This window comes from Microcoleus sp. M2_D5 (assembly GCF_036701935.1).
GTDB lineage: Bacteria > Cyanobacteriota > Cyanobacteriia > Cyanobacteriales > Microcoleaceae > Microcoleus.
The window spans coordinates 25,831-39,522 of the sequence record NZ_JAUBRP010000016.1 but is presented as its reverse complement, the minus strand read 5'-3'; the positions used below and the strand labels follow the sequence as shown (position 1 = coordinate 39,522).

Below are 13,692 nucleotides of genomic sequence, written 5' to 3'. Positions count from 1 at the left end.
TTTTTTGTGATTGTGGAACGGGCAAGATGCCCGTTCAATATTTTTTGGAAAACTCAAAACTAAAAAATTATAAATTTATGAAAAAGTGTATTAAAATAAGAAAGAGGATTTATAATTCGACGATAAATTATACCTGCTTAAAAAAGCCGATCGCCAATGGCTGACAATTCCCTTCAAGAAAATCGCTTATCCCTTGCCCGCGCCAGTTTGCGCGAAGCCCTGGCGCGCTATTCCCACCTGCGCCAAGGGAAAAAAAACTCGAATAATACAGAATTAGAAGCGGCGCTGCAATATCAGTTAGATATCTTAACTTCTACCTCAGAAAAACTAGACCACAACATAATCCGCATTGCTACTTTCGGCTTAGTCAGCCGCGGCAAGTCAGCGGTATTAAACGCGCTTTTAGGTCACAAAATTCTGCAAACAGGCCCTCTCAACGGCGTGACTCAGTGGCCGCGTTCCGTGCGCTGGAGTGTGCCTTTATCCTTCCTTGACAGCGAGGAATCCCCCCAACCCCCCCTTGCCAAGGGAGGGAAAGGAGGCGTGCAAGTTGAATTAATCGATACTCCGGGACTTGATGAAGTTGGTGGCGAAGTGCGCGGCGAAATGGCGAAACAAGTAACTCGCCAAGCTGACTTAATTCTGTTTGTCGTAGCAGGCGATATTACCAGAACTGAATATCAAGCACTTTGCGAATTGCAAACAGCTCAAAAACCGGTAATTTTAGTTTTTAATAAAATTGACCTTTATCCAGAATTAGACAGAAAAGCTATTTACCAAAGTTTGCAAGCGCTGGGAAATTCTGAAGAGTTAGCAGCCGCTGCGGTAAGACATGAAACAGATAGCGAAAATTTGTCCGACCCAAACAACCCATCTGATAAATCTACTGCAAAATCACCGCCTAAAACTGCCAAATCTTTAGAAATAGTCATGGTAGCCGCCGAACCCGCGCCGGTGCAAGTGCGGGTGGAATGGTCAGACGGAAGAGTAACTAACGAATGGGAGTCGCCGCCCGCGCAGATAGACGAACTCAAACATAAAATTCTCACAATTCTTAACAGAGAAGGTCGATCGCTCCTCGCTCTAAATGCTTTAGTTGAAGCTAGAGATGCCGAAGCAAACATTGCCCGTCACGTTCTCAAATTGCGACAAACAGAAGCCGAAGATTTAATCTGGCAATTTGCCAAATATAAAGCTTTGGCTGTCGGTTTAAATCCCGTGGCATTCTTGGATGTAATGGGAGCAAGTGTCGCAGATTTAGCCTTAATTCGCTCTTTATCGAGACTTTACGGCTTACCCATGACTGGTTACGAAGCCGGGAAACTTTGGCAGACTATTTTCTCCAGCGCTGGCGGCGTACTTTTGGGAGAATTAGGTAGCAGTTTCCTCTTGGGATTTGGCAAAAGTGCTGCTGCTGCGGCCCCGCACATCGGCTTTTCTACTTTTGCCGGAGTCGCTGTCACTCAAGCTAGTTTAGCAGCTTACGGAACCTACGCTGTCGGTCGCGCCGCCCAAGTTTATCTAGAAAAAGGCTGCACCTGGGGCCCTCTGGGACAAGATACGGTAATTCAAGAAATTCTCGCCACGATCGAGCGTAATACAATTATCGATCGCTTGCAGCAAGAGTTTAAAATTGGCACTTAAAAATTGCCCTAGGATCGCGAATTAAATAACTTACAATTAAAATTGTAAGTTATTTAATTCGCGATCCTAAAATCGTATTACCGTCTAGCGATTCTCACACCTTCTCTAAAATGCGCGATCGTGGCAATTACTGCTATAGAAAAGTAAAATATTCTAATCAACCAAAAACAAACCCGCATTGACCAAGAAACAATAGTCGGAGCAATACCTGTGAACTGTACAAATCTGGAATTAACTTTTTTTTCAAAGCTGTCGAGGTCTTTCATCTCCGATTGTTTCGTGGGAATAACGGGAAATTGACCAGTATATACGTAATAACCGATAAAACCAGGCAATCCCACTTTTCTATTCAAAAATGAGTTAGTTAATGTTGCAGTTTGCGCTGGCAATAAATTATCCGATTCCTCTACTTTTTCCAGCCAAGAATTATATCTGATGGCTGGCGTAATCATGAAAACTAAGGGAACTATAACTATCAACAAAGCGGCACTAATTTTTCGACCGTATTGAGGGTGTAGAAGCCTTGTCGCCACACCCACTCCCATACCGATAAAAGCAAATATCAATATATTTAACAGTTCAATAATTTCGAGGCCTCTCAACAAATCGCCGATAATCAGAATGGTATATAATAATTTGTCTGCCAGTAGCAGAGCTGCCCACTTGATCAGAATTGAAATGCCTACAATAGTAGCTACAATCGCCACATACCCAATGCCACCTAGAACGTAGAGTAAAATCGAACCGACTTGTTTAAATGACTGCATGGAATTCTTCACTCTTGTGAAAGTTTATGAGTCTGATTGACAAAAATTTTAAAAATTTATAGCAATCTGGATTTCCAAATTTGATTTTTAAAATTGATTAGCTTAACATCTGGAAATCAATCTAAAATCTAAAATCTACAATCGATCGACAAGTTCCCGCGCCGCCGCTTTGGTGACTTGTGCGATCCGTTCCTTCACAACATCCTCTTCGTTAGCGCAGCCCTCGAAGAGGATCGCCCTCGGCTCTGGCTCCTGTTCGCGATCGCTCCCCAACCATAAAAGATACTCGATATTACCCGCCGGGCCAAGTAAAGGCGACCACGTTAAGCCCCGTTGCTGCCATCCTAAAGCTGTGGCTGCCTTCCACACTTGAAAAATCGCATCAGCTTGAGTTGCTGAGTCTCGCACTACGCCTTTTTTCCCTACTCTCTCCCGCCCTACCTCAAACTGCGGTTTTACCAGCAACACCGCTTCTCGCGGTGGTGCCAACAATTCCCACAGCGCCGGTAAAATCTTATCCAGGGAAATAAACGACACATCTACTACCGCCAAATCTGGTGGCGCAGAGTCGCCGTAAAGCTCATTAGCAGTCATGTACCGCAAATTGGTGCGTTCTTTCAAAATTACCCTCGGATCGTTACGCAAGCCCCAATCTGCTTGACCGTAGCCAACATCTACGCCGTAGACTAGGGCGGCCCCAGCTTGCAGCAAACAGTCGGTAAAACCGCCTGTGGAGATGCCGCCGTCGAGACAAATTCTGCCTGCAACGGGAATCGCAAAAACTTCTAAAGCTTTTGCTAATTTGTCACCGCCTCTGGAAACATAGCGCGATCGCTCTTTGATCTGAATCTTTGCTGAAATATCGACCTCAGTGCCAGGTTTGTCAACTACCTGTTGGTTGATGGAGACTTTCCCAGTCCGAATCAATGCCTGAGCTTGCTGTCTGGAACTGCACAAATCTAGGCTGACCAATAAAGTGTCTAGTCGCTGTTTAGCCAAGGTTTTTAATCTGTACGGATAGGGTTAAGAACAGTACCAGATTAGCACTTACGCACAAGCCCGACTGCTAATTTTTGGCAATTATTTTGGTTTTTCGACCGTCGCGGGGCGATCGCCCTCACCTCACATTATGTGACTGAGATCGCTTTCATTGTGTAGTTTGATCACAGATAAACATCCGTAGAATCACACAATAATTTTTGCGACTAGCGGATGATTTATATGCAGCTAAAAGCGCTACAAATACCATCAGGGCGATCGACCATGAAAACAATTAACTTTCCTATCAGAAATCCTGGCAATAGTCAAGAAAATCCCCTCGCCTTCGTCAGCGGTGACATCATCCACATTCTTTACCCCAATGGCGAAGTAGAAGCAACAACCGTGGCACAAATCGATCGGCGCCAAACCAAAAATCCTCTGGACAAATGCCTCGTCTGGGGATGTGTTGACGATTTTTAGCACCAGTTTAAAACAAGAATGCAATTATAGGGAAGCTCCAAACCCTTAATTCATAAGTCATTCCCAATTATTTAAATTTTTAATCTATAATTTTTCATCTGAAATCTTTAATCTAAAATTGTATAACCCATAAAAAAAGATCGCTTGGAGGCTGTGAGGCCAAAAAAAGCGATCCATCTAACTGCTGCTAAGTGCCAGCCACAAGTGCAATTTGCTGCTAAAAGAACTAGCAAATTGACTTAAATATCTTGTTCGCTCAATTCGCGAATCATGTAATCAAAAGGCTGATCCAAAAAAGGCCCCACAGACAAGCCAGCAGCTTCCACCTGAGCCTTAACCATCTCCTTCATAATGCCAATCCCCATCACTGTCGGGCCAATGGGAACGCTTAGAGAATTGTAAGTTTCGCGCAAACCTTGCAGCACGCGCTCGTCGAGCACGTCGGTACTTCCAGCCACTAGGGCGTAAGTAGCATAGCGCAAGTAGTAGTCCATATCCCGCAGACAAGCCGCGTAGCGACGAGTCGTGTAGGCATTTCCACCGGGACGGATCAGTTCCGGCTGTTCAGCAAATAGCTGGATACCAGCTTGCTTGACAATTGCCGCAGCATTGCTGTTAATCGCAGCCGCCGCCTGTACCCGTGCCGTGCCCGTTGCAAAATAAGATTTCAACCGATCGATACCATCTCGGTCTAAATACCTACCAGCAACATCATAATTTTCAATCAGGCTCGTCACTGCATCGCGCATAAGTTTCTCTCCCAAAAATCTTTATCAATACTTTGCTATCTGAGACAGACCGCCTATTGTAGACTACTACAAATCGGCGTTTGATTAAGATTTGAGATAGGATTTTCACCAAGGGTAGTCTATCCGCGGCAAACAGTCGTAAAATTGGGCCGTTTGCCTTGTATCTTCAGCCGAAAAATAATCCACAGGGCAAGAATCTCAAACGGCCCGGCCCCACTGGGCCCCTATTTCAAACTTTTGTAGCCCTAGATACAAAATAGTGGATACTGAAGGCCTACGATCGCCCACACAGTCTGAAATCGGCCGATCGCCAAGACACAACCAATATCAGGAGTAAGTCATGTTCCAGACACCCCAAGAAGCCTTAAACTACATACAAGAAAATAAGATCCAGATCGTTGACCTCAAATTCATCGATATGCCGGGGATCTGGCAGCACCTTTCCCTGTACCACGACCAAATCGACGAAACCGCATTCACAGACGGCGTACCCTTCGACGGTTCCAGCATTAGGGGCTGGAAAGCCATCAACGAATCAGACATGACGATGGTCATCGATCCGACCACCGCTTGGATGGACCCGTTCATGGCAGAACCGACCATCAGCTTCATTTGCAGCATCAAAGAACCTCGCACCGGCGAACCGTACAGTCGCTGTCCCCGCACCATTGCCCAAAAAGCCATAGACTACTTGCTTTCCACCGGTCTGGGCGATACAGCATTCTTTGGCCCGGAAGCAGAATTCTTCATTTTTGACGACGTTCGCTTCGACCAAACCCAAAATTCCGGCTACTATTACGTAGATTCGATCGAAGGTCGCTGGAATTCCGGCAAAGAAGAAGCAGGTGGCAACCTCGGCTACAAACCGCGTTACAAAGAAGGTTATTTCCCAGTAGCACCAACCGATACCTCTCAAGACATGAGAACGGAAATGCTGCTGACAATGGCAAAATGCGGCGTACCCATCGAAAAGCACCACCACGAAGTCGCCACCGGCGGTCAATGCGAACTCGGTTTCCGCTTTGCCACTTTAGTACAAGCCGCCGACTACTTGCTTACTTACAAATACGTCATCAAAAACGTCGGCAAAAAATACGGCAAAACCATCACCTTCATGCCCAAACCGCTGTTTAACGACAACGGTTCCGGGATGCACGTTCACCAGTCGATTTGGAAAGACGGCCAACCTCTATTTGCAGGCGATCAATATGCTGGTTTCAGTCAAATGGGACTGCATTACATCGGCGGCATTCTCAAGCACGCCCCGGCACTTTTGGCAATCACCAACCCCACGACCAATTCCTACAAGCGTTTAGTTCCGGGCTTTGAAGCGCCTGTAAACTTAGCTTACTCTCAAGGAAATCGATCGGCATCAGTGCGGATTCCGTTGTCGGGAACCAACCCCAAAGCCAAGCGGTTAGAATTCCGCTGTCCCGATGCCACATCCAACCCCTATTTAGCATTTGCAGCCATGCTGTGCGCCGGCATAGACGGCATCAAGAATCAAATCGATCCGGGCGAACCTTTGGACGTGGATATCTACGACCTTTCCCCTGAAGAATTGAGCAAAATTCCTTCAACTCCCGGTTCCTTGGAAGGCGCTTTAGAAGCTTTAGAAAAAGACCACAGTTTCTTAACTGAAACTGGGGTATTTACCGAAGACTTCATCCAAACCTGGATTTCCTACAAACTCGACAATGAAGTCAACCCGATGCGGCTGCGTCCTCACCCCTACGAGTTTGCTCTCTACTACGACTGTTAGAAAATTAATAATTGAAAATTAAAAGTTAAAAATGGTAATTATACCATTTTTAACCTGTGATTTTTAATTAATAAGAACGCCGCCCTTAAAAGCGGCGTTTTTTTTAAATTTAGAACTTCTGGATCAGCGCCCAGACTCTCCCGTTACCCGACACTATCTGGGCAACGCTGTTAGTAGTAGGGCCCATTGTAGCCTCAGAGACATCCTCTACAGCCCATTTATTTGCTTTCTCATCAACAATAAACAAATCCTCAGCGGTAGTGCCTTCCTGAACCCGATATATCTTATTCAGAATAAAACGCCGCCGCGCTTCAGCTTTTGGTATGCCAACCACATCATCTGGATCGACAGAGATAGCACTGCCTTCTTTTAATGTACCTTTCGAGTTGCTTAAATTGCGATCGTCCCTTTGAGCAACCCGCACGCCGTGAATCTGCAAACCAGGCTCATTCTCAGAGATATTCCAGACAGCAGCTAGGGCCCCACTTTTTCCCAAACCGAGAACCGCTGCACTAATAGTCAAAATTAGCAAAAACTTGAAATAATTCACTGTATTTATGCTCCTTTGTTTGTGAGATTATGCACTCATTCTAAATTAGCAATTAGCAATTACCAATGACCCAATGATGTCCGATATTTTTGTGATGATCCGCAATCAGAGTAACGTCGCCATGACTTCAGTTGACGGCATTGCGTTTGTCACTTTACTGACTCAAGAAGGACGAGTGGTGGCCGAGGAGACAGTTGACCTGTTTGAGGCAGATGTGAATTTTGATAACCTGAAGCAGGGAAAATATACTGTAGTTGTAAGGCACGAAGGCGTTGAACCTCGATCGGCAACCTGTAGTGTTACAATCACCGATGAAGATAAAGTAATCATGCTGACATTTGTTTACTTGGAGCTAGAACGGGTGTTGCTGGGCATTCAAACTTCAACCGAAGAAAGACTATGACCGTAAGGAACCCCACGCTTAAAAGCGGGGGCTTTTGGGAAGTCCGGCTCGATCGCCAGCGGTGCAAGAAGAAAGCCCGAACCTTACCAGAGACAGGATTAGACCTACGTTTTTTGAGTCATGATACCGGAAAATGCGACGCTAGTTTTCCGCTCTATCGCCAAAAGTTAAACAGGATTAACGGGGTTAAACCAGTGCTTTTGGCATAACAAGCTCTTAAAACATTCAAGGGAGCGAACTTTACCCAGTAATGGAGGACTTTATGTCTAATTTCGTTTTTGTACTTGAAAGATGGCTATTCCTATGGATTTTGATTCAAGGCGACGGTCGTCGCAGCCGCTTTCCTCCCCATGTCGGTAGCCCGGGGCTTCTCGCTCGTTTTCTGGTGAAAGTTACTCCGCCAAATTCAATTAAAATGTTTCGCCCCGCGAGTACATTTCTTGGCAAAAGACCTCTGGAGGGAAAAAAACCCGATTTGTCGGATGAATCTGGCTTTACAGTTAGCCGATGTGGCGACAACTCTGGCTAGGTTAGAAGTAGAAGAGGCGCGAAAATTTCAACAAGAGTCTGCTAAGGATATGGTTTCAGACTCAACTGAGACTTGAGATAAAAGTCTACGGGAATTGGGAATTGGGCATGGGGCATTGACAACAAACTTCTAACTTTGCTTTGTGAATTAGCAAGCCCAAAACTGTCTTACAGTTATGTAGGTATCTTTACAAAACAACACTGTAGATTATAGACACCAAAGTTATGCTTTTATTTCTGACAATAAATCTCGGTCAAATGCTGATTGCTCAAGCTTCATTTTGCCCTGACCCTAATGGTATCCAAATGATAGTCGTAGGGATTTTAATTGCATTACTTATCGCAGTTACTGGCGGGATGATTGTGGCAATTTATGTAATAGGATCAACCATGTTAGCAGGGTTGTCATGGGTAGGATTGATAACAGGGGGAATTTTTGGTTTTCTTCATCTACCACTAGATCTTCATGCTTTAGGAATTTTTGGGGTGATTGGGCTGTTTATAGTAGGGGGTATCAAGGGGATGTTAGGATGTGGTTAATTAAAATTAACCTCGCTCGAAAAAAAACCGATTTCTGACCACCCCTGCGTCCAGGACTAAATTTACCCCACGGCTCAATCCTCCCACACAACAACTTTCACCCTTGCGAGGTAATTGGTTGTCGAAAAAACTGCGTTACACTTATATAGGTATCTTTACAAAACAACATAAAACCATGACTGTTGCCTATCCCCGCAAGCTTCGCAACGCAATGGGAGCGCGCGAAATTTTAGCTAATGTAGTGCGCGATCGCGAAATTCACCTGATCACCCTCAACCGCTACCGCTACAGCGAACAGCGCAGTTGCAAAGACCTCACCGAGGTGATCGAACAGCTAAACGGGGAACCAGCCGAACTCGTGCGCGACCTCTCCCGGCACATTTCCGACGAAGCGCGACACGCTATGTGGCTCACCGACTTGCTGGTAGACCTCGGCCAAAATGTGGGAACGCCGCCGGGAGTCTCCTACATTGACGAATTTGAAAGGTTGTATGACAGCGAACAACAAGACCCCACCACAAACCGCGAAGACTTCGTAATTTCTTCCCTCGCCGCGATTAACGTCACCGAGAAGCGGGGCTGCGAATACTTCTCAGCGCACATCCACGCCCTCAAACAGGCTCCCCAAACCGCAGAAAACGTCAAAATCCGCGAAACAATCGAAAAGATTTTTCCCGAAGAAGCTGGTCACGTCCGCTGGGGCAACCGCTGGCTGGCCCAAATCGCCGACAAAAGCCCGGAACACCGCCAGAAGGTGGAACAGGCAAAGCGCAAGTATGTGGCGATCGAACAAGCAGCTTTTGAATCGGGAATGGATATCATGCTGGGGGCAGAACTCCGCCGCGTCACCCGCCTCGTGGATATTGCCAACACCATGCCGATGTGGGAACGCCCGCAATACCTGATGGAACGCTTACCCAGAACCCTGCTGGCCCCGGATCTGCAAATGACTAGAGTCGATGTAGCTCAGCGCGCCTGGAACCGCGACCCGCAGGCATTTATGGAGAAATTGGTACCCATGTTCCTCAACGGCTTGAATACCATTGAGAAGAAGCCGGCGGCGACTAAGCCCAAGGCTTAAAAACGATCGCGAACCTGGTTGAAACCGCTTTGCAAGTCCAACTTGCGTCTGGCTCCGCAAACAAGCGAGATTAACTGGTTCCCAGGCCTAGCCTCGGAACCAGTTATTTAAAGTCATAATTTTAAGCTTTAGCAAGTAAACTGATTATTGGAATAGTTTTCCATCTAAATATAATCGTCAGGAACCTCAGCCTAAAGGCATGAGGCTTGAAGGAGAAATCTAACAAGCCGTTCTGACGGGCCTAAGTCTTAACTGACTACGTTTTTTGAGTCACGACACCGGGAGAATGCGTAGCTAGTTCCTTGCTCTGTCGCTGAAGGTTAAACAGTTCTAAGGTCACTGGGACAGTGCTTTCAGCCTAACAAGCTCTCAAAACATTGGCGAAGCTAACTTTACTCCGAAAGGAGATTGAGGCAACCATACCTCATCGGAGGGGCAACCATACCCCTCCACCCCGCTGCATGTTTTAACTCAATGTAAAGCCGTCCTAAAAGGACGGGGTTTCAAACCCATATTTCTGATGACTACCAGCGAGCCGAACATACAAACAGCTTCCGCAGAAAGCCTATCGAGGGAAAGCGCGATCGCCTCCGAGCAGGTCGAAAAAGCCACAGCCGTCACCTATGCAGAAGAAATTGAAACTGTCATCGCCAGCATGGCTGTAGACCAAAAAGTGATGGTCGGTCAAAGTGAAGCTGGCGGACATCTTTGGAAGTTTAAGTACGGCAGTGTTGAAGTGTTCGTGCAACTCACCGGCGAAACCGAAGATGATACTTTGACTGTTTGGGCTTTTGTACTGCAGTTGCCTGCGAAGAATGAAGCTCAATTAATGCGGAAACTTCTAGAAATGAATTGGCTGTCTACTTTGGAATCTCATTTTGCCATTGTTGACAATCAAGTTGCGGTAATATCGACTCGGACGATCGCCGAAATCTCGACCGGAGAAATTTCTCGTGCTATCACTATTGTCGCCACTATCGCCGATGACAACGACGATATTCTGCAAGCAGAATTCGGTCAGTAGTGATTAGTTAACAGTTAACAGTCAACAACTAATACTTAAAAGTTAAAAGTTAACAGTTAACAGTTAACAGTTAACTAATATGCAGGCCCTGCGATCCAAGCAATAGTGATTCCCAGCCCCAAACCGACAAGCACTTGAAAAGGAGTGTGTCCCAGCAACTCTTTCAGGCGAGCCTCATTAAGGTTGTGATCTTCCTCAAAAAACTCGTCAATAATTTGGTTGAGGATGCGAGCTTGCTTGCCTGCTGCTTGGCGGACGCCTGCTGCGTCGTACATGACAATAATTGCAAAGATCGCAGCGATCGCAAAGTCCGGACTTTCCCATCCCATCGTTTGTCCGACTTCAGCAGCCAAAGCGCCCACAAAAGACGAGTGAGCGCTGGGCATTCCCCCCGTTGTTACCAAATACTGAAGATTAAACTTGCGATTTTTGACCAACTCGATCGGCAACTTCATGATCTGAGCCGCCAGACAAGCGATCAAAGCAACCACGAGTACATGATTGTTTAAAATGCCGCTGCAAATTTCCTGCATAGTGTTTAGTATTTCTAGTTACTGCGGCTGGTAATATAATCGGCGATCGCCAGCAGCGGTAGAGCTTTGCTCCCAAACACTGCCAATTGAGCCTTAGCATCAGCAACAAGCTGCGAAGCTTGGCGCCGAGACTCCTCAATTCCCCACAAACTCGGATAAGTGACTTTCCCTGCTTGAACATCTTTGCCAGCAGTTTTGCCCAGTTCTTCTTGGGTAGCAGTAATATCCAGAATGTCGTCAATGATCTGGAAAGCCAACCCAATATTTTGAGCGAAACGAGACAGCCGCTGCAAATCCGCAGCCGAAGCCCCAGCCAGAATTGCCCCACAAACTACGCAGGCCTCTAACAGCGCGCCTGTTTTGTGAGCGTGAATGTAATTCAAAGTTTCCAGAGAAACATCTGTCTTTCCTTCCGATTCCAAATCAACCACTTGACCGCCTACGAGTCCAGCAGCACCCGATGCCCGCGCTAAATGGGCGATCGTCTGCAACACCTGTTGGGGGGGTACGTTCTCAGTTTTAGTGGCGATAAATTCAAAAGCATAGGTCAACAAACCATCGCCAGCCAAAATGGCGATATCCTCGCCGTAGACTTTGTGGTTCGTCAGTTTGCCACGCCGGTAGTCGTCATTGTCCATTGCCGGCAAATCGTCGTGGATCAGCGACATGGTGTGGATCATTTCCAAAGCGCAAGCTGTCGGAATTGCCATAGATGTAGTGCCGCCTGCCAGTTCGCAGCTAGCCAGACACAGGATCGGACGCAGGCGCTTGCCCCCCGCTAGCAGCGAGTAGCGCATTGCTTCGTAGATTTTATCTGGGTAGATGACCGGCAGTGCACTGTCGAGAGCTACCTCGATCGCCTCTTTTCGCTTGACTAGATAAGTAGATAAATCGAAAGAGGATTCCGGTTGGGACGAACCCATTTCTGTTGCCAATACCATCCCTTGCTCTCTTGTACTTAATATTTATATGGGATATTGTGAGCCGTTGGGGTCGCATCGTGCTGACTTTTACGGCAGTAGTTGCTCGAACTCCGAGCATCAATTAATCATTCTACGGGTGTTGTTGCACAGAAAATCTTTGAGTTTTGATAAGTTTGTCAAATTGCCAGTCAATCTAAAATTTACAATCTCAAATCTCAAATCTCAAATCTGCTAATGTGTCTGGCGACTTCCAAAAAGCGCTGCACCGCCGCCGTTGGATCGCTGCGCCAAATTATAGCGATCGCCACAATGCAGGTTGATTCTGGTAACGCTTTGTAAACTACCCCGCTGCGCTGGAAATTTTGCATCGACTCAGGGACGATCGCCACTCCCATCTCGGCGGCTACCAGACTCACAATGGTTTGCATTTGAATTGCTTCTTGAGCTGCGATCGGGCTAAAACCTGCTTGTTGACACAGACTGACGATCGCATCGTACAACCCCGGAGCCTGGGAACGGGGAAATAAAATGAACGGTTCGGCAGAGAGTTCGCGTAATTCAAGATGCGTGTGATCGGCCGCCGGATGCGTTTCTGGCAGTGCCGCGATCAGCGGTTCTCGAAAAACGATTTCAGAATTTATCCCCTCTTCCTCAACCGGAGGGCGCACGAAGCCGATATCAATTTGCCCGAACCGCAACCGCTGCAACTGTTCGTTTGTTGTCAGTTCGTGGAGTTCCAGCAAGACGGCGGCACACCGAGTGCGAAAGGCCTGCAAAATGGCTGGAACCACGTTGTGTGCAGCAGAACTCACAAAGCCGATCGTCAGTTGGCCGAGTTCGCCCCGACTGGTTTGGCGGCCGAGTTGAATTGCTCGATCGACTTGCTGCAGAATTTTCCCGGCTTCCTCGAAAAAAACCTGTCCCGCTGCCGTTAACTGCACCGTCCGCTTGGTGCGGCGAAACAGTTGAAACCCCAACTCTGCCTCTAAATGCTGGATTTGTTGGCTCAGCGGAGGTTGGGCAATATGCAGTTTTTCGGCTGCACGAGTGAAATTCAGTTCCTCTGCAACTGCAACGAAATAACGCAAATGCCGAAGTTCCATAGCTCCCCCATCATTTATATTTTAAAAGTATAAGTGGTTAGTCAAACATATATTGGACATTGATGATGGCATTTAATACAGTGATTAATAGGCGCGATTGAGAATTAAACAATGGCTAATTTGGATATCAAAATTAGAGAAGCAGAGCTGGCAGATTTGGAATTAATTGTGGATTTTATTTCACAGAAAAGCGAGTTCGATGGAGCTAAAAATTTGTTGGCCGCAACCGCCGATAAATTGCAGGAAACTTTGTTTTTCCAGCCTCCGCTAGTGCGGGTTTTGTTGGCTGAAGTTGCGGGAAAAGCGGTAGGATTTGCTCTTTTTTATTCCTCCTATTCAAGTTTATTGACGCAGCCGTGCCTTTGGCTTGATGATTTATTTGTGCAAGCTCATATGCGCGGTATGGGAGTCGGGACAGCGCTGCTAAAGTATTTGGCAAAAATTGCTGAGTCCACAAATTGCGGGCGGATTGAATGGACTGTTAATACTGGCAATGCGCCGGGAATTGCTTTTTATGAAAAGCAGGGAGCGCGCATTTTGGAAAATATTAGGGTTTGCCGAATTGAGGGAAGTGCGATCGCCCAACTCGCTAACAAATAAGTTGGTTGGTTTTGTGAAGAAGGA

General features: G+C 46.6%; 17 protein-coding genes. 10 read left to right on the top strand and 7 right to left on the bottom strand.

The features are described from left to right. Window positions 1–156 precede the first annotated feature (156 nt). Entirely contained in the window at window positions 157–1,644 is a 1,488-nt protein-coding gene (locus QUA50_RS09250) for a DUF697 domain-containing protein (RefSeq protein WP_333263148.1), read from the top strand. A 77-nt stretch (window positions 1,645–1,721) separates the two neighbouring features. On the opposite strand, the gene QUA50_RS09245 is transcribed toward QUA50_RS09250, so the two are convergent. Both QUA50_RS09245 and QUA50_RS09240 read right to left on the bottom strand, forming a co-directional pair. Next, a complete protein-coding gene (locus tag QUA50_RS09245; RefSeq protein WP_333263145.1) occupies window positions 1,722–2,411 on the bottom strand; it encodes a hypothetical protein in 690 nt (229 codons plus the stop codon). Window positions 2,412–2,546: 135 nt separating this feature from the next. After that, complete coding sequence (locus QUA50_RS09240) at window positions 2,547–3,410, bottom strand: TlyA family RNA methyltransferase (protein WP_333263142.1); 864 nt, start codon at window positions 3,408–3,410, stop codon at window positions 2,547–2,549. Between the two features lie 222 nt (window positions 3,411–3,632). On the opposite strand from QUA50_RS09240, the gene QUA50_RS09235 reads away from it, so the two are divergent. Further along, window positions 3,633–3,872, top strand: coding sequence for a hypothetical protein (locus tag QUA50_RS09235; protein ID WP_333263139.1), 240 nt, complete (start codon window positions 3,633–3,635; stop codon window positions 3,870–3,872). Between the two features lie 239 nt (window positions 3,873–4,111). Here QUA50_RS09235 and apcB read toward each other — a convergent pair whose 3' ends face one another. Beyond that, window positions 4,112–4,621 (bottom strand): allophycocyanin subunit beta, encoded by a 510-nt coding sequence (apcB, locus tag QUA50_RS09230; protein WP_293126497.1) that lies wholly within the window; start codon window positions 4,619–4,621, stop codon window positions 4,112–4,114. Between the two features lie 340 nt (window positions 4,622–4,961). Between apcB and glnA the strand changes: the two genes are divergently transcribed. Then, window positions 4,962–6,383, top strand: a complete 1,422-nt coding sequence (gene glnA / locus QUA50_RS09225) for a type I glutamate--ammonia ligase (RefSeq protein WP_333057654.1) — start codon at window positions 4,962–4,964, stop codon at window positions 6,381–6,383. A gap of 109 nt (window positions 6,384–6,492) precedes the next feature. Here the strand turns inward: glnA and QUA50_RS09220 are convergent, their stop codons facing one another. After that, window positions 6,493–6,933 carry a hypothetical protein gene (locus QUA50_RS09220; protein WP_333263133.1) on the bottom strand — a complete coding sequence of 147 codons (441 nt, stop codon included), beginning with the start codon at window positions 6,931–6,933 and terminating at the stop codon, window positions 6,493–6,495. 73 nt (window positions 6,934–7,006) lie between these two features. Here QUA50_RS09220 and QUA50_RS09215 point away from each other — a divergent pair, with 73 nt between their 5' ends. From QUA50_RS09215 to QUA50_RS09190, 6 genes are all read left to right on the top strand, one after another. Continuing rightward, the gene (locus QUA50_RS09215; RefSeq protein WP_333140756.1) at window positions 7,007–7,336 is read left to right on the top strand and encodes a hypothetical protein; all 330 of its coding nucleotides are present in this window, start codon (window positions 7,007–7,009) and stop codon (window positions 7,334–7,336) included. After that, on the top strand, window positions 7,333–7,545 hold the full coding sequence (locus QUA50_RS09210) for a hypothetical protein (RefSeq protein WP_333298645.1): 213 nt from the start codon (window positions 7,333–7,335) through the stop codon (window positions 7,543–7,545). The genes QUA50_RS09215 and QUA50_RS09210 overlap by 4 nt, the downstream gene beginning before the upstream one ends. A gap of 273 nt (window positions 7,546–7,818) precedes the next feature. After that, on the top strand, window positions 7,819–7,941 hold the full coding sequence (locus QUA50_RS09205; protein ID WP_333263130.1) for a hypothetical protein: 123 nt from the start codon (window positions 7,819–7,821) through the stop codon (window positions 7,939–7,941). A 148-nt stretch (window positions 7,942–8,089) separates the two neighbouring features. Next, window positions 8,090–8,404, top strand: coding sequence for a hypothetical protein (locus QUA50_RS09200; RefSeq protein WP_333291565.1), 315 nt, complete (start codon window positions 8,090–8,092; stop codon window positions 8,402–8,404). A 175-nt stretch (window positions 8,405–8,579) separates the two neighbouring features. Then, window positions 8,580–9,485: a ferritin-like domain-containing protein gene (locus QUA50_RS09195; RefSeq protein ID WP_333057660.1), complete on the top strand. Its 906-nt coding sequence runs from the start codon at window positions 8,580–8,582 to the stop codon at window positions 9,483–9,485. Window positions 9,486–10,005: 520 nt separating this feature from the next. Then, window positions 10,006–10,509, top strand: coding sequence for a YbjN domain-containing protein (locus tag QUA50_RS09190; RefSeq protein ID WP_333057661.1), 504 nt, complete (start codon window positions 10,006–10,008; stop codon window positions 10,507–10,509). Between the two features lie 74 nt (window positions 10,510–10,583). Here QUA50_RS09190 and QUA50_RS09185 read toward each other — a convergent pair whose 3' ends face one another. The 3 genes from QUA50_RS09185 to QUA50_RS09175 all read right to left on the bottom strand — a co-directional run bounded on the left by QUA50_RS09185 (window position 10,584) and on the right by QUA50_RS09175 (window position 13,068). Then, on the bottom strand, window positions 10,584–11,042 hold the full coding sequence (locus tag QUA50_RS09185; RefSeq protein ID WP_333057662.1) for a divergent PAP2 family protein: 459 nt from the start codon (window positions 11,040–11,042) through the stop codon (window positions 10,584–10,586). Window positions 11,043–11,056: 14 nt separating this feature from the next. Continuing rightward, on the bottom strand, window positions 11,057–11,983 hold the full coding sequence (gene crtE / locus QUA50_RS09180; RefSeq protein WP_333263126.1) for a geranylgeranyl diphosphate synthase CrtE: 927 nt from the start codon (window positions 11,981–11,983) through the stop codon (window positions 11,057–11,059). A gap of 197 nt (window positions 11,984–12,180) precedes the next feature. Beyond that, the gene (locus QUA50_RS09175; RefSeq protein ID WP_333263123.1) at window positions 12,181–13,068 is read right to left on the bottom strand and encodes a LysR family transcriptional regulator; all 888 of its coding nucleotides are present in this window, start codon (window positions 13,066–13,068) and stop codon (window positions 12,181–12,183) included. A gap of 111 nt (window positions 13,069–13,179) precedes the next feature. Between QUA50_RS09175 and QUA50_RS09170 the strand changes: the two genes are divergently transcribed. Then, window positions 13,180–13,668, top strand: coding sequence for a GNAT family N-acetyltransferase (locus tag QUA50_RS09170; protein ID WP_333263120.1), 489 nt, complete (start codon window positions 13,180–13,182; stop codon window positions 13,666–13,668). The last annotated feature ends 24 nt before the right edge of the window (window positions 13,669–13,692 follow it).